Raw genomic sequence first — 20,056 nt, forward strand, 5'->3', positions numbered from 1 at the left:
ATTTAACATATTATACTAAAAGTAATACCCCTTTTAGTTTTTATTATATTGAACTACCTATTTGATAATCTGAAATAATATGTGGAACTGAGTGGTCACAATCTTCGTAGATGTTGATTTTTTTTGAGTTTATCATTTCGGTTAAAACATCATTATCAATATATTGAGTATCAAAATCTATATACATTTTACCAAGTAGGTGTGCAAATTCATGCTGAAAAATTACAGCAGCTAAATTACTTAATGAGCCTTTAATTATTTCACCATATTGGTCATAAGCTTGATACTCTATCTCTTTATAAGTAGCTAATTTAGCTCTTTTGTAGCCAATAGCACTGAGACATCCGTGCCAGAAACTTACATTTTGATTCGAGTGTTTGTTTATTGTAGGGTTTATAAAAACTTGGAATGGGACGTCAGGTAAATTGATGGTATATCTGCTGGTATTTTTCTTATCAAACTCTATCATAAATATCTGATAAGGATAACCAATTTGATTTGCTGCTAAGCCTAGCCCGCCAATAGCTCGCATTTTGGTTTGCATCTCTTTAATGATATTTTGAATATGTTGAGAGTTTATATCTTTAACTAATTCACATTTTGAATATAAGATATCATTATATTCATCATCATATTGTATAAATTGCTCTTTCAAGTTGGTTTACCTTTATGTTGAACTTATTTGCTCTATTTAAAGCTTAGAATTATAAAAGAAGTAGGTATAACATCAGTTAATTATTTCATTTAAATGTTCAAGCGTAATTTCTTGCTTTTCTTGAGTTTTACGATTTTTATATTCAATCAAGTTCTGCTCTAGTAGTCTATCACCTATTACAACATGATGAGTATAGCCGACTAAGTCAGCATCAGCAAACATCACACCAGGTCTAGCACCTCTATCGTCTAAAAGCACATCTATACCTTTAGCTAGAAGTTCTTGATACAAATTATCTGCAACCTCTTTAACTTTCTCAGATTTATTGTAATTAATAGGCAGAATAGCTACTTGGTATGGTGCGATAGCTTCAGGCCATATAATACCTCTATCATCATGAGATTGTTCAATAGCTGCAGCCATTACACGAGATACCCCAAAACCATAGCAACCCATAAGAATAGGCTTGCCTTTACCATCTTGACCAATCACAGTAGCGTTCATTGGTTTAGAGTAAACATCTCCAAGCTCAAAAATATGACCAACCTCAATACCATTTGTTAGCTCTAATGTACCATTGCCATCAGGAGAAATATCACCAGTTACAACATTACGAATATCAGCCGTTTGGTAATCTGTTACATCTCTGTCCCAGTTTACATTTGTTAGGTGATAGTCATCTTCATTTGCTCCACAAACTATATCTATAATTTCAATAGCACTAAAGTCTGCAATAATAGTAATAGGGCAATTATATATGCCAAGCGACCCAGGGTTTGCATTAAAAATAGAAAAAATTTCTTCTCTAGTGGCAAGAGCGTATGGAGCTGTAATTTGTTCTAATTTGTTTATTTTAGTTTCATTAAGTTCATGGTCGCCACGAACCACTAAAGCAAAGAAGTTATTATCGGCATCTTTGATAACCATAGTTTTTATGGTTTTTTTAATATTAAAGTCCATCTCTTTGCAAAGTTTTTCGATAGTTTTTATATTTGGAGTATGGATTTTTTCTATAGTGCTAGAAGAGGTTGCTTTTTTACTTAAATCAGGTTTAGCATAAGTAGCTAACTCCATATTTGCAGCATAATCACTACCATTACTATAACAAACAATATCTTCACCAGCATTCGCAAGTACTTGAAACTCATGGCTATTATCACCACCAATTGCTCCAGTATCTGCTTTTACAGGTCTATATGTAAGTCCAATATGACTTAAGATATTACAATAAGCTTGAAACATAATTTCATATGACTTATGTAAACACTCTTCATTCTCATGGAAAGAATAAGCATCTTTCATAATAAATTCTCTAGCACGCATTACACCAAAACGAGGACGAATTTCATCTCTGAATTTTGTTTGTATTTGATATAGATTTAGAGGAAGTTGCTTGTAGCTTTTTATAGTATCTCTAGCCATATCAACTATTGGCTCTTCATGTGTTGGGCCATAACAAAAATCTCTATCATGTCTGTCTTTTAGTTTTAAAAGCTCAGGGCCAAATTTATCCCAACGATGAGTTTCTTTTAATAACTCTGAAGGTAGTACGCTTGGAAGTAAAAGCTCACTAGCTCCAGCCTTATTCATTTCTTGACGAACTATATTTTGGATTTTATGAAGTACTTTTAAACCCATTGGCATCCAAGTATAAATGCCTGATGCTAGTTTTTTAATAAGCCCAGCTTTTAGCATATATTGATGAGATGTTAAAACTGCTTCTTTAGGTAGCTCTTTCGTTGTAGCTATAAATGTTTGAGATGCTTTCATTATGATTAAAATTTCTGAAATAAATATGAGCTAGATTATATCAAATAATAGATTTTTTTTATAAAAAGATTTAACGATAGTTTTTAGTTATTCTCTTAAATAGTTCAAACTCATGATGGCAAGATTGTATATTAGAAAATTGCACAGCTGTTTTTTTGCATACTTCTTGAGGGATAGGTTTTATTTTTTGACCTGTAGCCAAGGTTTTAACTTCTATTTCGATTGCTTGCTCAAAATAATAATGTTTATAAATAGCTTTTTCGATAGAGTCAGCAGTTGTTATAACTCCGTGATTATCTAATATCATCATATTATTTTTTTCACCAAGACTTTCAGCTATAGCTTTACCTTCATTCTCAAGAGCAAGACCATCGTAGTGGTGGTATGAAATATCATCATAAAATCTTAGTGATTGTTGGTTGCAAAATTGCATGCCAGACTCTAGTGATGATAATGCTACAGCATATTTACTGTGTGTATGAATAATTGCATTAATATCTTTCCTAGCATTATATGTTTCAAGATGAATATTGGCAGCTTGTGGCATTACCTTGTAGCCATTATCAGAGATTGTATTGCCATCTAAATCAACTGTGACTAGATTCTTCTTAGTCACTTTATCGAAAGATACATTATGAGGAGTAATGATAATATTTCCATCAGGTAATCTAGCAGAGATATGAGTTGCTAATAAATCATCCCATCCATAGTGATGTATAACATGATGAGAAATAGCTAAGTTTTTACGATATTTTTTTTGATTATTCATAAAAATTGGAATTCATTATCTAGGTAACTGATTTTATCACTTTTATAAATCTATTTGTGAAGATTGTTTATTTATTTGGGATTTAGCCCTATATGCTATGTATAACTTATAACTACTGATGTAAAATATTTTTTGTAAGTTAAATTATTTTATTTAAGAAACTGTTATGACTAAACAGAAGCAAAAACCAAAAACTGTACCGACTAAAAAACCTGTAAACAATTTTTTTCGAAATTTAAAAATATTAGTTGTCTTGGGAGCGGCGATATCAGCTGGCTTTTCAGGTGTATATTTTGATAAATATAATCTTAAGCAGAAATTTATAGATTTTAGACATCAGGTCTATGACTATTTTACGCGTGAGCCTATTAAAAACTTTAAGCCGAAAGATAATCAAAATATAGTAGCAAGATTTTTCTCAGAAAGTGATGAGGCAAAAGAGCAACCTAAGAAACAAAATCAGTTTGAAAACTTAAAACAGTATGCTCCTGAAAGAACCATGCCAGCAGTTAGTAAATACTGTCATGATTTCCTTGCGTATGGTAACCCTAGTTTTGATGTAACCTCAGGTCTAGGTCAAACTAATCTTTACTTATGCAGAGATGGTTATGTTGTTGGTTATAATTATCAAACCAAACAGGCAAGTTGGGTAGCATTTAAGCTTACAAAGTCAAAAGTGGCAAATAAGCTGAAACGAAAAGATAGGTTCAAAGAAGATAGTGATGTACCATTTGTATATAGAGCTACTATGAGTGACTATAGTAAATCTGGATATGATAGAGGACATTTAGCGTCTTATGCATCGATGGATTTTAGTCAAAAATCTGCTGATGAATCATTTTTACTATCAAATATGTCGCCACAAAAGGCGGGCTTAAATAGGCAAGGTTGGGAAAGATTAGAAACAGATGAGAGAATCTGGGCAAATATGTATGATAGTATTTATGTGTATACAGGTCCAATATATAAAAAGCAAAAAGTATATAAAACTATCGGTTATAACAAGGTTGCTGTGCCAGATTATTATTTCAAAATAATATATGTGCCAAGTAAAAATAAAGCCATAGCTTTTGTAATGCCTAATGCGAGAGTTAATAAGACAAAAATCGCAAACTATAGAACTTCAATTAAAGATATTGAGCAAAGGACAGGGCTACATTTCTTAACTAATATTGATGATAGAGCGGCAGTTGTTGATAATGTATCATCAATGTGGCGAACTAGTTATTTTTAGGTTTATAAAAGTAACTAGTTTAGTTAAGACCTTTTATATTGAATTGGTGATTAACTTAGTTGCTTCTTGAATAATCTTCTCATTATTCTTAGCGTTTTTATTTTCAGGATTAGTATATAAAATACCTAAAGCAATAGAGTTTTTTTTGTTTGGTGACCATAGTATAGCAACATCGTTAGTTGACCCGTATTCACCACAAGTCCCCGTTTTATCTCCTATTATCCAGTTCTTTGGAGCATTAAGAGCAATTCTGTTTTTGCCTGTATTATTATCTTGTAACCATTTTATAAAAATTTTCTTATGTTTATCATCGAGAATGTTGCCAAAAATCAATTCGTTAATATCTCTAGTAATACTTTTTGGTGTCGTTTTATTTATATTGCTTTCTGGAGTAGTATTATTAACTTTTGGCTCATTATTATTAATGATTGTATTTTCATCACCTAGATTTTTAATGAACAAATTTAATTTGTTTAATCCGCCTATTTGTTCAATTAAGATATTTCCTGCCGCATTATCACTTAGAATTGCAGCAAAGGATAGTTGAGATATAGTTAAATGTTTACCAATATTTTTACCAGTTATAGGAGTGTATCCAAGATTAGTAATATCTTTCTTTGTAATCAGTATTTTTTTATCTAAAAAGCCTTCATTTTGCATGTCTTCATGAAGTACAGCCCCAACTAGTAATAGTTTGAAAACACTACAAATTGGAAAGTGATAGTTTTCATTATATTCTATGAGCGATTTGTCAGTATTATTTATACTATAAACGCCAATTTTACCACTATATTTATCTTCTAATTTTTTGAAAGAAGCATCTAGAGGAGAGTTTGCTAACAAAATAAATGGGAGAAAAGAAAAAAATGCTGTTAATACGTGTTTCATTTTAATATACTGTTATTATTCTAAATGATATCATTTATCATATTTCAAAAAACATAATAAATCTATTATTTATAGCAATATCTTATTTATAATGTCTAGTAGTTAATATCCATAAGCATGATCTGTCTTTTGATCAATACATAAAAAAACCTTGATTTAGTCGTTATAGAAATAAAGATTATGATAATGTATCATCAATGTGGCGAACTAGTTATTTTTAAATGGAGAATTTATATGAAACTGCCACAATCATCAAGATTAACTTATAGACTTATTTCACGAAGTGAAGAAGATAGAAAGTTACTGGAAACTTTAGATACTAATCCTATCAATAGAGAATTCTTTCCAAATGGAGCATTAGATAAACATCAAATTCCTACTATGGTAGAAAGATTTGTTGGAGGATATGGAAAATATCAAACACCTGTTTTTCTAGTTTTTGATAAACAAGAAAATTTTATTGGCAGAGCAGGATTCGCCTATACAGAAGAATTAGATGTTGTTGAAATGGGTTATGTTTTAGATTATAAGTTTTGGGGGAAAGGTTATGCTACAGAAATTGCTAACACATTATTAGAATGGGCTAGATCTAGTTTGGAGTATAAAGAGGTTTTTGCTTTTACAGGTGTTGATCATATAGCTTCGATTACAATAATGAAAAAAACTGGTATGGAATATGTAGAAACTAGAACTTTAAAAGGAATCGAGTGTGTTTTATATAAGAAAAACCTTTAATCTTGTATATCCCAAATTTTTCTAAATTCTTTAATTATTTGATCATGCCTGAGTAGAAAATCTTTAGTATTATAATCCTCATCAAATTTTTGAGTTTTAACAACTCGCTTATCTTCATTTAGAATGATTTTATTTGTAATACTAAACACTAAGTCAGCTAAAGGCTTAATAGGTTTTGATATTAAAAATTTACGATAATTAATAAGATACAGTTTAGTTTTATTTTCATTTATAGGCACAAAATACACTGTGATTTTTAGAGAATCAGCATTATTTAGCATCCAAAGGTTAGGTAGTATATATTTAAGCATTAGCTTGTTATCTTTGTAGGCCGCCAAATAGTTGTTTGTCACTTTTAAATCAACATTTTGAGGGATTTTATACCCTCTACCGATAGATTTTTTATGAACTGTAGCTAAGTGTGTATAATCTAGCTGGTTCTCTATACAGTGACGAATATTATTATTCCAGGTGTCTGTGAAAATAGAGTATTTACCTTTGAATTCATTGTGTAAACTTTCTATAAACTCAAATGCATAGCTGTTGTCTAAATCTTCACCAAATATGTTTATCCATAGCATATCTGCAACTATCTTAGTTGGATAAGTTTTGGCTTTTAGCTTAGGTATACTAGATTGAGTTTCAGGCGTATAACGACATCGACCTGTAGTATCAAATTCAAAACCATGAAAAGGGCATTTGATAGCATTATCACAAACTTTTCCTAAGCTAAGCTCTGCACCTCTGTGAGGGCAGCGGTTCTCCATTACAATTATCTCTGAATTACTTCTCCAAGCAACAAGATTTTTACCAAACCTTTCTAGTTTGGTTGGCTTGTTTTTTATTTCTTTAATATGAGTAATTGCATACCATGATTTTAGATAATTCATTTGCTAGATCTTAATCTTTTAACATATCAGTACGATATGGACCAACATCATAATCTACATTATCAATATCGTGAGCGTGCTTAAATTTTTCGTATCTTTCTGTATTTAAACCTTTTCTTTTAAAGGCTTTATCTCTTAAGGCTTGAGTTCTACTGCTAGGAGGAGTACAACTTACAAGGATTAAACAGACAAGTAATAAAATAATGTTTTTCTGTAACATACTACACCTATATACTATCTTTGAGCCTGTTGAATATACCATTTATCAAGAGATACTACGCAGTTACCATATTTGACTGATTTGTAGCTACCTCCTTCATAAGTTGAACTTATATCATTGCATATTTTATCGCGGTAGTTCTTAAAATTTACAATATCATGATTTTCAAGTTGGTTGATTTTAGACTCAAAGTTAGCCATTTGAGATTTTAAATATTGGTTTATCTCGTAGCTATTGCCATCATACTTAACATCTGCAAAAGTAGTAAAAGGTGTTATAAGAATCGTTGTGAATATAAGTGTTTTATGTAAATTCATTTTCAAAAAAGGTTATATATTTATAAGAGTATTATAGCTTAATTATTCTATTTTCTATGACAATATGAGCTAAGATTTTTGCTTTATCTTTAGTAGGTATAAAGTTTGCGATTTTAATTACTGTAAATATGCAAATAAAATTGCAATATCTAACTTGGGTTCTATAGTAGCAACTAAAACAAGAGTGGTTATTTTTGATTAGAGCTATCAATTTTTATTATATGTTTCGTTTATTAGCATTGTTAATATTCTATGAGTTTATAAATCATAAGATATAAACATGTCTTTATATGGCTTAATATAAATAAGAAGAGGTTATGATGAAAGAAAGAGGATTTACTTTAATTGAGTTAATGATTGTAATAACAGTAATTGCAATATTAGCAGCCATAGCTATACCTATATATAATAACTATACAACTAGAAGTAAAGTATCTAATGCTGAACATGAAGCTCGGTCTTTTGTTAAAAAATTGCAGTTATATTCAAGTGAAAATGGTGGGTTTCCACCAGATGATAGTAATGTATGGAAAACTACTATACTTAATACAAATTATGTCAAAGAAATAGTTGTTGAAAAAGAATCAGATACAGAAGCTTTAGTAAAAGTGTATCTAGCAAGCTCTGTACTTTCTAGTGATTCTTATTTTCAATATAGGTTGACTATTATTGATTAGTTTTGCTTAACTGTTATTTAGATAATGGGACTCTTTATAACTTAAAAAGCTAGAGCTGAAGATAGTATATTTGAAGTGTATCAATCATGAATGAAGTAAGAGGAAAAAAATGATTATTAAACGAAAAAGGTTATCACTAATAGTATCGCTAGTTTTTGGAACGATGTCGCTATGCACAGCATCAACACTTATAGTAGTCAATAAAGAAGCTGGAAATATACCTGAGAAGTATATGTCTAACATTGCTACTAATAGTAATGGGACATTAGTTGGAAGCATAGTAGACTCTTTATATGATGCGGCTGCCGATGAAGATCCTTTTACTTTCACTCAGAATATTGGAGGTACTGAACATACTGGAGTAAATGCAAACTGCACAGATTTTAAATGCACAGTTACTGAAATTAATGGCGAAAGATGGATGGTTCAAGAGATTCCTAGCAATAATCAGCTTCAGTTATACAAAGAAGATTCTGATGATGCAATTACTCTATACTCTTCATTTGAAGGAGGTACAACGATAGATACATCAAGAGAGGATGCAGAACAGTTGCAACAAGTTGTTGATGAATCTATGGCGCTATTTGATGAAAACTAGGATTGATAAATAAAACTCTTCGCAAATACTATTACATAATTAATAAATGCATCATAGCTCAATTAATCTACTTTCTGTGTCTATATAAGCTGAAATTTTTGCTTTATCCGGAGTAGAGATAAAAACTTGCGATTGAAGTTTTTGTAAATATGCAAATAAAGTTGTCGTATGAACAGTATCAAGTTCAGATGTTATGTCATCAATCAAATATATACATTTATTTTTGTTTTCTGAATTATGGACTTCACCCTGAGCAAGCTTTATCGCACAAATTAAAAGCTTTTGTTGACCTCGGGAAAATATATCCTGTATAGGTTTACCATTTATAGTCATTACTATATCTGCTTTATGGGGACCATGATTTGTTTGGTTGTAGCGGTTATCATAATCATACGACTCATATAAAACTTGGCTTAAATCTTTGTCTTTATTCCAACCTCGATAATAGCTTATATCAAGTGCTATTTCTGGATTAAACTCTTTAAGAATTTCAAATATTTTAGGCTTTAGTTTTGCAAAATAGTCTTGTCTTTTTGTATCCAAAGTATCACCAAATTCACAAAGCTTTTTATCTATACCTTCAATATAACTATATGGGTAGTTTTGTTTAAGAGCAGAGTTTCTTTGTTTTACTAAAAACTTAGTTTGTTGCCAGATTTTTAAAAATGTTTTATCTAAGTAAAAAGCCCCCCAGTCTAGGATTTTACAACGCTGTTGGGCACCTGAGTTTATGATGTTAAAACTTTCAGGGTTCATGAGTTGAATAGGGAGATTTCTAGTTATTTCAGTGTGGTTTTTTTGCACCTCTAAGTTTAGTTTTGAGGTATTAGTATTATTTTTTTTACGAGATAATGAAATACTAATATCATCTTGATTAAAAACTCTACTAAATATCACAAATTCATCAGCATCATGATTTATAATTCTGTTAAGTTGTGAACTTCTAAATGAGCGACTATGGGATAAAAAATAGATTGATTCAAGAATAGATGTTTTACCAGAACCATTTTTACCTACTATAAAGTTCATATCTTTATCAAAACTATAGCTTTTTGACTTTATATTTCTAAAGTTTTGTAGTTGTAAATTTGATATGTACATTTAGATAAATTCTAGGCTATTGGTGTAAATTTGTCTTTTTAGTATATCAGTATTTGACTGATAAATATCACAAAGTAGCTCAAAAATTTTAGGGATATTCAGTGGTGTATTTATACCATTTGAGTTAAATAGAGGCATATCTGGAGAATCTGTTTCTAGCACTAAACTTTGAATGGGTATATCTTTTAGTATATTGCTAAGTTTAGTTTTAGGGTGGGAAATTAATCCACCAACCCCAAGCTTGAAACCTAGGTCAATATAAGTTTTAGCGATATTCATATTACTGTTGAAAGCATGGATTATACCTCCATGAGTAAACTTGGTATCTTTGATAGTTTTTATAATCTCATTATGAGATTTCACACTATGAATAATCACAGGTTTTGCTAGATTTTTAGCAATACTTATCTGGGCCTTGAAAAAAATTAATTGTCTATCAAAGCTCTCAATTCGCTTATCTAAACCAATTTCGCCAATTAGCTTTGTATTTTGTACTATAGTATATTGCTCAAGCATATCCAAGTACTGACTTTCATGATTTTTTATAAAAATAGGGTGTAATCCAAATGCTATCTTTATAGATTTAAATTCTTGGTTTAGTTCAATGAGTTTATCCCAACTAGACTGTTGTGTAGCAGGATTTATAAACTGAGTGATATTGAGTTTATTGCACTTAGTTATAAGCTCATCTCTAAATGAATCAAAAACATCAAAATCTAAATGGCAATGAGTATCTATAAACATTCGTTGTTTTGTTAAAATATCAGTTTGATTAAGCTATAATACAACAAGTTATATATGGATTAAAATATACATCGTTTTATAAGGTTTGAAAATGAGTAATACGACAAACAATTTTTTATTTGAATTAGGCACAGAAGAGTTACCTCCAAAAGCACTTAAAGGCTTGGCTAAATCGTTACTTTCATCAGTTGAAAGTCAATTAAAGGATGCTGGAGTTGCTTTTGATGAAACAAAATGGTTCGCTTCACCAAGACGATTAGCTTTTATTATTGAGGATTTAGCTCAAAGCCAAGAAGACATCACAATTGAAAAACAAGGACCTTTAGTAAGCATTGCATATAATGATGCAGAGCCAACAAAAGTTGGTTTAGGTTTTGCAAAATCTTGTGGTGTTGATATTAATGAACTGGAAAGAATTGATACACCCAAAGGTGAGAAGTTATATTACAAAAGTATTCAGCAAGGGCAAAAAACTACTGAGCTTCTGCAAAATATAATTACAAAAGCTCTTAAACAGTTACCTATACCAAAAATGATGCGTTGGGGTAATTCAGAAGCTGAATTTGTAAGACCTGTGCATTGGGTTGTTGCAATGTATGGTAGTGATATCGTTGATATTGAGCTCTTTGGTAAGAAAGCTTCAAACCTTTCTTTTGGTCATAGGTTCCACGATCCAAAAGCTATAGCTATAAAATCTGCTTTTGAGTATGTTAGCTTACTTGCTGATGCTATGGTTGTAGTAGATTGGGATGAGCGTAAAGCTGAGATAATTAAACAAGCTAAAGCGGTAGCTAAACAAAATGGTTATAAAGTAGTTTTAGATAATGAGTTAGTTGAGGAAGTTTGTGCAATTGTAGAACACCCAAATGCAATGATGTGTAGCTTTGATGAAAGCTTCTTAAGAGTCCCACAAGAGGCGCTTATTTCATCAATGGAAGAGCATCAAAAATGTTTTGCTTTACTTGATGGCCAAAATAATCTAGTTGCGAATTTTATTACTATTTCAAATATTAAAAGTACAAAGCCTGAATTAGTAATAAGTGGTAACCAAAAAGTGATGAATGCTCGTTTAGCCGATGCAGCATTTTTCTATGATACAGATTTAAAAACATCTTTAGAGAGTTTGTTACCTAAGCTTGAGAGTGTAACTTTCCATAATAAACTAGGTAATATGCATCAAAAGGCTCAAAGACTAGCAAATACATCGAAAGAATTAGCAAAAATCAGTGATACAGATATAGAACAAAGCTATAGAGCAGGACTTTTAGCAAAAGCTGATTTAATCTCAGATATGGTTTTTGAGTTTACAGATCTACAGGGTATAATCGGTAAATATTATGCAAAAGCATATGGTGAGTCAGATGTAGTAGCTGATGCTATTGAGCAACAGTATTGGCCAAAATATTCTGGTGCTGAGCTACCTGAAACAAATTTGGCTAACTGTGTTGCATTGGCTGAGAAGCTAGACACTTTAGTCGGTATATTTGGCATAGGACAAAAACCCACAGGTAATAAAGATCCATTTGCACTGCGTAGATCAGCGATAGGTATTTTGCGTATTCTTAGAGATAATATAGATATTTCTTTAGAGCAAGTGATTGATATAGCTATAGAAAGCTATAAATGTATAAATGCTGTTGAACTAAGCTCAAACACTAAAGTTGAAGTGATAAACTTCTGTCTTGATAGATTGAAAAACCTATATAAAGAAGAGGGTGTTGCTACGGATATATTTGAATCTATTAGTACTACTAATTACGAGTCTATAAAAGATTTTGATGCTAGAGTTAAAGCAGTTATTAAATTTAGTCTGTCAGATAAGGCAAAGAGTTTAATAGCATCAAATAAAAGAGTTGCAAATATTCTAAATAAAAATGCAACAGATAGTTCTATAGCGTTTGATAGAGAAGCCTCAGAAAAAGCTGGTAACGCTTATGAGTTAGCACTAGTTGATAGTCTTGATGAGATTGAAAAAGATTTTGAAAAATATCTTAACAACCGTGAGTATAATTATGCTTTAGCTTTACTAAGTAGCATAGAAAAAGTTATAAGTGAGTTTTTTGATAATGTAATGGTTATGGATGAAGATCTTCAAGTTAGAAATAATAGAATAGCTTTACTAGCTAAGATTAGAAAGATGTTTGCATCAATTGCAGATATTTCTAAGTTATAAGGATTTTTTCAAATGAATAATCAAAAAAATGTTTTGGGTTCAAAATTACAAGCTTGCTGTTTTGAGCCGATGACAGGCTATTATCGTGATGGTTTTTGCAAAACTGAAACAGCTGATTTTGGCCTCCATACAGTTTGTGTGATTCTTACACAAGAATTTTTAGATTATACAGCTACAAAAGGTAATGATTTAAGCACACCTAACCGAGCGTTTGGTTTTCCAGGTTTAAAACCAGGGGATAAATGGTGTTTGTGTGCATTAAGATGGCTAGAAGCTTATAAGCAAGGAGTAGCTCCAAAAGTTATTCTAGAAGCTACTAATGAGCTAACGCTTGAAGTGATTAGCATTGAAACTCTTGAAAAAATGGCTCACAGTTAATCAATATAATTAAGCCTATCTTTTAACTCTACAATAAAATCAAACAAATTTTTTGTATGGATATTATCCTTGTTTGAGCCTATCCATAGTGATTGTAACTCAAAATCATTTTCACTTTTTGCATATTTGCGCAAATTAGTAGTATGATAATGTTGTATCGGAAAAGTGTACTCTCGAATAGAAGAATCTTTTATTAGAGTATTAGCGATACCTCGAGCATATTTGCCTGTTATATTGTTTGAAACTACAGTAGAGAAATTATTGCGAATATGGTTTTTAGTTTCTTTAGAAATATTGCTTTCATTAGTCATCATAAAAGCACTACCAAGTTGTATATAATCAGCACCTGCATTAAAGTAGTTTTGTATATTACTTATGCTAATTCCTCCAGCTGCGATGAAGCATTTTGATAGATATTTTTGTTTAGCACTTTTTAGAAGCTCAAGGGTTGTATTTTTGTTGATTTGATTGTGTAGAAAGCTAGCTTGATGTCCACCAGCTTCATTTCCTTGTATTATGATAATATCTATACCTTTGTCAATGGAGTATGCTATTTCATCAATAGAGGTCGCATTTGCTATTAGTTTTATACCGTGATTCTTTAGCTCTATAATTGCTTTATCACTTAAAAGACCAAAAGTCATACTAACTATTTTTATATCATATTTTAAGATTAGATTTATGTATGCATTTTCATCTATACTAGCAGGAACTTCAAACTCTACAGAGTTATTCTTATTTTTAATCAGGCTTGTTTCGAGAGATATTGCTCTTTGATTTTTTTGTAAAGTTTGAGATTTGTGGTTTTCAATGAATAGATTTAAACCTATAGCAGATTTATGACTGTTTAGCATTGAAAAAACATTTTTAATCATCTTTTCTAAGTTAATTAAACTTAGATACCCAGCCGGGATCATGCCCAAAAAGCCACTGTTGGCAATGTGTGCTATAAATTCAGCAGATAAGATATTACCTGCCATTGGTGCTTGGATTATCGGGTATTTTATGTTTAGAAGGTTATTTTTCATATTTTAGCAGTAATTTTCCTAGCTAAAAACTCATTTTCTGCAAATGCTTCAGCTATCCATGTATAACAATTAACAGCTTCATTGTAGTATTCTAAACCATATTTTTTAATAATCGTATCTTTTATTATAGTACTCTGCATGCGTTTAACAATATTATGGTTATAACGGGTATAATTTGTATTTTCATCAGATATTTGTATATTCTTAAACCCTAAGTTTTTAAATATTCCTCTATATTGTTTTTCAGTTGTTGGAAACAGTGATAAACCTTCTATTTCAGACATTTTGTCGATTTTTCCACCAAATCCGACACCATCTCGACTTAACCAATCAAAAATAATTATTTGACCACTTTTCCTTATGATTCGTGATAGCTCATTAAACAGAGTTGGCTTAGTTTTTAAAGGAACATGGACTAAAACACCATCAGACAAAATATAGTCAAAAAAACAATCTTCAAAAGGTAGGTTATCATTATCTTTATAAAGCAAGAATTTCACATTTTCTTGAGAGTATTTAAATGTAGCTGTTTTTACTAAGTATGGATTTATTTCTAAACCATAGTAATCAATTTGAGGAAACTTTTTAGCTAAATGTTTTGCCATACCTCCTAAGCCAAAACCTATTTCTAAAACTTTTTTATTGTTTAGGTTATATGGTTTTATTAAGTCATTAATAGCCTCTGTGCCACCTTCGGACATCAACCCTTCGCCATAGCAAAGTTCTAAAAATGTACAATAATCCTTATCATATTCATTAATTATTTTATCTATAAGCATTTAAAAAAGCATCCTCTAACTTAGTTGATGCTTTAGTTGCTCAGTATTTAATTTACCATGCCACTTAGAAATAATAATTGTACCAACAGTATTTCCGATCATATTTGTGATTGAACGACCTTCAGACATAAATCTATCTATACCTAGTATAATCACAATACCAGCTACAGGAACAGTCCCTAATGCACTTAAAGTACTAGCTAGGATTATAAACCCACTACCAGTAACGCCAGCAGCACCTTTTGAGCTAACAATCATAATAATTAACATAAATAACTGTTCTTGTAGTGTAAGATCTACACCTAAAGCCTGAGCAATAAATATAGCTGCTAACGATAGATATATAGCTGTACCATCTAAATTGAAAGAGTAACCAGTTGGTATAACAAGGCCGACAACAGATTTGTCACAACCAAGTTTCTCTAATTTTTCCATTAAATTTGGTAATACTGTTTCAGAAGAAGATGTTCCTAGCACGATTAAAATCTCAGTTTTTATATAGCCTAAAAGCTTAAAGATGTTTATACCACAATAAAGTCTTAAAATTAAACCCAATATTCCTAATATAAAAATTAAGCAAGTAGCATAAAAGCATAGTAATAAACCTAAAAGCCCAAAAAGAGTATCGGTACCATACATACCTATAGTGTAACCCATTGCAGCACATGCTGCTAAAGGTGAGTAGTACATGATTATATGAATGATTTTAAAAAATACTTGAGATAGAGATTGAATGCCAATAATTATTGGTTGAGCTTTTTCTCCATAAGCTACTAGACCCACAGCAAATAATATTGCCACAAATAGTACCTGTAAAATATCACCATCAGTAAAAGCACCAGCAAATGTATGAGGGATAATGTTCATAAAGAAGTCTTGTACGCTCTCCATATGCTCAACATTACCCATATAGGCTTTAGCACTATTTATATCTAGAGAGTTTGGATCTATATTTAATCCAATTCCAGGCTTGACTAAATTGGCAATAATCATGCCTATAGATAAAGCGACAATTGTAGTAGCGAAAAAATATAGTAGAGCGATACCACCAATTTTACCAACAGCCTTTAGATCACTCATAGCAGCTATGCCAGAGACTAGAGTTAAAAATATGATAGGAGCAATCATTAGTTTTATTAACTTAATAAATACATCTGCAAAAGGCTTTAAGCTAATGGCAATACTTGGAGCAAATATGCCCAGGATTATTCCAATAAAAATACCCACTAAAACTTGAGCATAAAGATGTTTAAATATTTTCATTACAATTTCTTAATTATAAAGTAGATATGATTACTAGAAAATATACATTAAGAATGGATAATAAGTAAATTATTTAAGAGTATTTTTTAAAAGTTGTTAAGCTATATATATTAGCATATATCAAAATCATAGCATTGTAGAATAGATTAAAAATAATTGCTTTACGAATCTCTTTTAGTTATTGAATCTAAGTCTTGATTTGTTTCAATAACTAAGGATTTATTTTATAGTGTAGCTATAGCCTCTATTTCAACGCGAACATCTTTAGGTAATCTAGCAACTTCAACACAAGAGCGAGCTGGAAAGTTATTATTAAAAAAAGCCCCATAAATATTATCTATGGTTTTAAATTCAACCATATCTTTTATAAATATAGTTACTTTAATAACTTTGTCTAAATTAGAGCCTGCAGCTTCTAATACAGCTTTTAAATTTTGCATACATTGAGTTGTTTGCTCTTTTATACACTCACCAACTAATTCACCATTAGGCTTTAAACCAATTTGTCCTGAGGTATAAACAAAATCATTCACAACAATTGCTTGCTCATAAGAACCTATTGCTTGAGGAGCATTTACAGTATTAATTTTTGTTTTTAGCATATTACATATCTCTCGCTATTTTGTAAGTTGGATCAATTTCTTCAAATACACAGTAAGGACCAGCATTTTTAAGAACTTTACGGCAGTCTTTACTTAGGTGCTTAACTGTCACTTTTTTACCTAAATCTAGGTATTTTTTTGTAATGTCGTCAATAGCTTCAGCCCCAGATATATCCATAACTCTCGAGTTTGCAAAATCAAGGACAATATTTTCGGGGTCAAAATTAATGTCTAATAAGCTTTTAAAAGAACCAGTAGAACCAAAGAATAGTGGACCGAAAAATTCATATACTTTAGTATTTTCATCTTCACGGTGTGTACGACTGTGAACTTGTGAACTTTTCCATGCAAAAACTAACGCAGATATTATTACACCAGAAATAACAGCTATAGCTAAATCTGAATAAACTGTAATAGCTGTAACAGCAACGAGTACAAATTTGTCAGAATTTGGCATATATCTAATGCGATTTACACTTTCCCATTCAAATGTGTTGATACAGACCATAAACATAATTCCTGCTAGGACTGCTACAGGAATGTATGAGATGTATCCTGACAAGGCAACTACAAAAGATATAAGTAACAAGGCAGCTGTAAGTGATGATAATCTACCACGCCCACCATTAGTGAAGTTAATGATGGATTGTCCTATCATAGTGCATCCAGCCATACCACCAAAGAAACCACAAGTAATATTACCAACACCTTGGGCAATACATTCCTGGTTACCATTGCCATGTTTTTCATCCATCTCATCTAGTACAGATAAAGTAAGTAATGACTCAATCAATCCAACTAAAGCAACAATAACTGCGAAAGGCAGTACTGTAATAAAAGATTCAGTAGTAATGTGAATATTTGGGATAGCGAAACTAGGAAAAGCTCCAGAAATATCAGCTAAGTCCCCAACGCTTTTTGTATCGACTTTAAATATAACAACAATAGCTGTTATTGCAATTATTGCAACCAAGCCCGAAGGTACTTTATCTGTAAATTTGGGTAGGAAGTAAACAATAAACATAGTTAGTAATACCAGGCCATACATCATAGGACCTTCGTGATGAAATAAAGGTATTTGAGCTAAAGCAATAACTATAGCTAGACCATTTACAAAGCCATACATCGCAGGTTGAGGCACTAAACGAATCAGTTTACCTAGACGAAGTAAACCTATAGTTATTTGGATAACACCAGCCATAATCGCACATAGTAATATATATTGTAATATATAGCTACTGAGCTCACCTGATGCTGTTAAGGATTGGAGCATTTCAGGTGATAGAGATGCTTTAACTTGTATGCCAAGTCCTACAAGCACAACTGCTACAGCACCAGTAGCACCTGAGACCATGCCAGGTTTACCACCAATTAATGCTGTAATTAGACCAAGTATAAAGGCTGTATATAAACCTACAGTAGGTGAGACTCCAGCGATAACTGAAAATCCTATAGCTTCAGGTATAAGAGCAACTGCGACAACAAATCCAGATAAAACATCAGATTTAACATTTCTGCCGATAAAGTTATTTTTATAGTCTAACAAAATTATTTCCGTTCTATTTTAGTGATTAAAGTAAGACTATAAAGATACCATAAAACTAAGTAGTAGTTAAGAGTGTTTTAGGTTAGCTTAGGAACTATCTTTAAATTACTCTTTAGAGGAGAAATGTTTTTTATATGCAACTATAAGAATTAATTGCATGATTATAAGAGAAGTAGATGTAAATATTAATTCCGCAGTGTTTTTAAAAATAGGGTAACAAAGAATCCCATAAACAAGTGATGCAAGAATAGAAATTGCTAAATATACATAAGATATGCGTAGCTTAAGTAGTGCTGCTAAAATTCCCATAATGATGAAAAGTATTTTAATAAACAAAGCTCCAAAACGAGCAGGGTCATCCCCAAAAGATATACCTGAGACTATGCATAAAGTATAGTAATAATAGCTCGAAACAAGTATGACACAAGTTATAATTATCATTGAGAGCTGTATGAAGGTAGCAGATTTGAAATTATTTACAGCATCATTTTTGTTATAAGTTAAAAAGCCAATTATTGCGAGTATGATAATAGATACTTGATCTAAAAAGTATCTCATACTATATATACTAATATGCTCTATAGGTATCATTGTTAGTATATAAGCAACTGTTGATAGTAAAAGTGCTAACCAAGCACTTTTAGAGTTTTTTGCTAGTGATACAATAAAAGCCAAAAAGGATACTTTATAAATAAATATTAAAAAATATATAAACATTTGATTATATAAGTAGATTTATTTTAGAGATATTATATAAGAAAAAGTTAGAAGAATCTATTTGAGATACATTACCAGCCAGTAACTTCTTTTAGTTTAGAACCTAGTTCAGCAGGTGATCTAGTGTAAGCAATACCTGCAGCTTCAAAAGCAGCAAATTTTTCTTCAGCAGAACCTGTACCACCAGAGATGATAGCACCAGCATGACCCATACGCTTACCTGGAGGAGCTGTAACACCAGCAATATAGCCGATTACAGGCTTAGTTACATTGTGCTTGATATACTCAGCAGCTTCTTCTTCAGCAGTACCACCAATCTCACCGATAAGGATGATAGCTTCAGTTTGAGGATCTTTTTCTAGAAGTTTTAAAGCTTCGATTTGGTTCATACCTGGGATAGGGTCGCCACCTATACCGATACAAGTAGACTGACCAAAACCAAGCTTAGTAGTTTGAGCAACTGCTTCATAAGTTAAAGTACCAGAACGAGAGATGATACCAACTTTACCAGGCTGATGTATATGACCAGGCATAATACCAATTTTACACTCACCAGGAGTGATAACGCCAGGGCAGTTAGGACCTACAACTTGTACATCTTTATCTTTTAAGTATTCTTTAACTTCTAGCATATCTAACGTTGGTACGCCTTCAGTGATTATAACTACAAGCTTTACGCCAGAGTCAACTGCTTCGATAACAGAATCTTTTACAAATGGAGCAGGTACATAAATTACAGATGCATCAGCACCAGTAGCAGCTACAGCTTCTTTCATTGTGTTGAAGACTGGTCTATCTAGGTGAGTTTGACCACCTTTACCAGGAGTTACACCACCTACGATTTGTGTACCATAAGCAATCGCTTGCTCTGAGTGGAATGTACCGTTTTTACCAGTAAAACCTTGTACTAAAACTTTTGTGTTTTTATTAACTAATACGCTCATTATTTAATATCCTTTTTAACTGTCTTTA

22 protein-coding genes are annotated in these 20,056 nt (G+C 31.4%); 6 read left to right on the top strand and 16 right to left on the bottom strand.

All coding sequences use genetic code 11. The features are described from left to right. Nucleotides 1–43: 43 nt before the first annotated feature. From CDH04_RS03575 to CDH04_RS03585, 3 genes are all read right to left on the bottom strand, one after another. Entirely contained in the window at nt 44–655 is a 612-nt protein-coding gene (locus CDH04_RS03575; protein WP_112869717.1) for a peptide deformylase, read from the bottom strand. A 72-nt stretch (nt 656–727) separates the two neighbouring features. Further along, nucleotides 728–2,425, bottom strand: a complete 1,698-nt coding sequence (locus CDH04_RS03580; RefSeq protein ID WP_112869718.1) for a proline--tRNA ligase — start codon at nt 2,423–2,425, stop codon at nt 728–730. A 70-nt stretch (nt 2,426–2,495) separates the two neighbouring features. Beyond that, nucleotides 2,496–3,194, bottom strand: coding sequence for a class II aldolase/adducin family protein (locus tag CDH04_RS03585; protein WP_112869719.1), 699 nt, complete (start codon nt 3,192–3,194; stop codon nt 2,496–2,498). Nucleotides 3,195–3,360: 166 nt separating this feature from the next. On the opposite strand from CDH04_RS03585, the gene CDH04_RS03590 reads away from it, so the two are divergent. Beyond that, complete coding sequence (locus tag CDH04_RS03590) at nt 3,361–4,428, top strand: DNA/RNA non-specific endonuclease (RefSeq protein ID WP_112869720.1); 1,068 nt, start codon at nt 3,361–3,363, stop codon at nt 4,426–4,428. A 33-nt stretch (nt 4,429–4,461) separates the two neighbouring features. Here CDH04_RS03590 and bla read toward each other — a convergent pair whose 3' ends face one another. Continuing rightward, nucleotides 4,462–5,316: a class A beta-lactamase gene (gene bla / locus CDH04_RS03595; RefSeq protein ID WP_112869721.1), complete on the bottom strand. Its 855-nt coding sequence runs from the start codon at nt 5,314–5,316 to the stop codon at nt 4,462–4,464. Between the two features lie 234 nt (nt 5,317–5,550). Between bla and CDH04_RS03600 the strand changes: the two genes are divergently transcribed. After that, a complete protein-coding gene (locus CDH04_RS03600; protein ID WP_162699190.1) occupies nt 5,551–6,051 on the top strand; it encodes a GNAT family N-acetyltransferase in 501 nt (166 codons plus the stop codon). Here CDH04_RS03600 and CDH04_RS03605 read toward each other — a convergent pair. The 3 genes from CDH04_RS03605 to CDH04_RS03615 are packed head-to-tail and all read right to left on the bottom strand — an operon-like array spanning nt 6,048 to nt 7,478. Further along, nucleotides 6,048–6,941 carry an aromatic ring-hydroxylating oxygenase subunit alpha gene (locus CDH04_RS03605; protein ID WP_112869723.1) on the bottom strand — a complete coding sequence of 298 codons (894 nt, stop codon included), beginning with the start codon at nt 6,939–6,941 and terminating at the stop codon, nt 6,048–6,050. The two genes, CDH04_RS03600 and CDH04_RS03605, sit on opposite strands and share 4 nt — an antisense overlap. A 10-nt stretch (nt 6,942–6,951) precedes the next feature. Continuing rightward, nucleotides 6,952–7,161 (bottom strand): hypothetical protein, encoded by a 210-nt coding sequence (locus CDH04_RS03610; RefSeq protein ID WP_112869724.1) that lies wholly within the window; start codon nt 7,159–7,161, stop codon nt 6,952–6,954. Nucleotides 7,162–7,175: 14 nt separating this feature from the next. Beyond that, entirely contained in the window at nt 7,176–7,478 is a 303-nt protein-coding gene (locus tag CDH04_RS03615; RefSeq protein WP_234393369.1) for a DUF1311 domain-containing protein, read from the bottom strand. Between the two features lie 317 nt (nt 7,479–7,795). Between CDH04_RS03615 and CDH04_RS10025 the strand changes: the two genes are divergently transcribed. Then, nucleotides 7,796–8,155, top strand: coding sequence for a prepilin-type N-terminal cleavage/methylation domain-containing protein (locus tag CDH04_RS10025; protein ID WP_174208882.1), 360 nt, complete (start codon nt 7,796–7,798; stop codon nt 8,153–8,155). Between the two features lie 109 nt (nt 8,156–8,264). Beyond that, entirely contained in the window at nt 8,265–8,753 is a 489-nt protein-coding gene (locus CDH04_RS03625) for a hypothetical protein (RefSeq protein WP_162699191.1), read from the top strand. A gap of 51 nt (nt 8,754–8,804) precedes the next feature. Here the strand turns inward: CDH04_RS03625 and recF are convergent, their stop codons facing one another. Both recF and CDH04_RS03635 read right to left on the bottom strand, forming a co-directional pair. Further along, entirely contained in the window at nt 8,805–9,854 is a 1,050-nt protein-coding gene (gene recF / locus CDH04_RS03630) for a DNA replication/repair protein RecF (RefSeq protein ID WP_112869727.1), read from the bottom strand. Further along, the gene (locus tag CDH04_RS03635; protein ID WP_112869728.1) at nt 9,855–10,598 is read right to left on the bottom strand and encodes a TatD family hydrolase; all 744 of its coding nucleotides are present in this window, start codon (nt 10,596–10,598) and stop codon (nt 9,855–9,857) included. A gap of 91 nt (nt 10,599–10,689) precedes the next feature. Between CDH04_RS03635 and glyS the strand changes: the two genes are divergently transcribed. Together glyS and CDH04_RS03645 are read left to right on the top strand one after the other, a co-directional pair. Next, nucleotides 10,690–12,771 (top strand): glycine--tRNA ligase subunit beta, encoded by a 2,082-nt coding sequence (gene glyS / locus CDH04_RS03640; RefSeq protein ID WP_112869729.1) that lies wholly within the window; start codon nt 10,690–10,692, stop codon nt 12,769–12,771. A gap of 12 nt (nt 12,772–12,783) precedes the next feature. Continuing rightward, nucleotides 12,784–13,149 (top strand): DUF2237 family protein, encoded by a 366-nt coding sequence (locus tag CDH04_RS03645; protein ID WP_112869730.1) that lies wholly within the window; start codon nt 12,784–12,786, stop codon nt 13,147–13,149. Here CDH04_RS03645 and CDH04_RS03650 read toward each other — a convergent pair. The 7 genes from CDH04_RS03650 to sucD form a co-directional block, all read right to left on the bottom strand. Next, a complete protein-coding gene (locus CDH04_RS03650; RefSeq protein ID WP_112869731.1) occupies nt 13,146–14,177 on the bottom strand; it encodes an NAD(P)H-dependent flavin oxidoreductase in 1,032 nt (343 codons plus the stop codon). The two genes, CDH04_RS03645 and CDH04_RS03650, sit on opposite strands and share 4 nt — an antisense overlap. Then, nucleotides 14,174–14,956 (bottom strand): class I SAM-dependent methyltransferase, encoded by a 783-nt coding sequence (locus CDH04_RS03655; RefSeq protein WP_112869732.1) that lies wholly within the window; start codon nt 14,954–14,956, stop codon nt 14,174–14,176. Before CDH04_RS03655 ends, CDH04_RS03650 begins: the two co-directional genes overlap by 4 nt. A gap of 15 nt (nt 14,957–14,971) precedes the next feature. Next, nucleotides 14,972–16,219 carry a C4-dicarboxylate transporter DctA gene (dctA, locus tag CDH04_RS03660; RefSeq protein ID WP_112869733.1) on the bottom strand — a complete coding sequence of 416 codons (1,248 nt, stop codon included), beginning with the start codon at nt 16,217–16,219 and terminating at the stop codon, nt 14,972–14,974. A 224-nt stretch (nt 16,220–16,443) separates the two neighbouring features. Then, complete coding sequence (locus tag CDH04_RS03665) at nt 16,444–16,821, bottom strand: RidA family protein (RefSeq protein WP_112869734.1); 378 nt, start codon at nt 16,819–16,821, stop codon at nt 16,444–16,446. A 1-nt stretch (nt 16,822) separates the two neighbouring features. Beyond that, nucleotides 16,823–18,367 carry a SulP family inorganic anion transporter gene (locus CDH04_RS03670; protein ID WP_112869735.1) on the bottom strand — a complete coding sequence of 515 codons (1,545 nt, stop codon included), beginning with the start codon at nt 18,365–18,367 and terminating at the stop codon, nt 16,823–16,825. 105 nt (nt 18,368–18,472) lie between these two features. Then, nucleotides 18,473–19,042: a hypothetical protein gene (locus tag CDH04_RS03675; RefSeq protein WP_112869736.1), complete on the bottom strand. Its 570-nt coding sequence runs from the start codon at nt 19,040–19,042 to the stop codon at nt 18,473–18,475. Between the two features lie 113 nt (nt 19,043–19,155). Continuing rightward, a complete protein-coding gene (sucD, locus tag CDH04_RS03680; RefSeq protein WP_112869737.1) occupies nt 19,156–20,028 on the bottom strand; it encodes a succinate--CoA ligase subunit alpha in 873 nt (290 codons plus the stop codon). Between the last annotated feature and the right edge of the window lie 28 nt (nt 20,029–20,056).

The organism is Francisella adeliensis (genome assembly GCF_003290445.1).
Taxonomy (GTDB): Bacteria; Pseudomonadota; Gammaproteobacteria; order Francisellales; family Francisellaceae; genus Francisella; species Francisella adeliensis.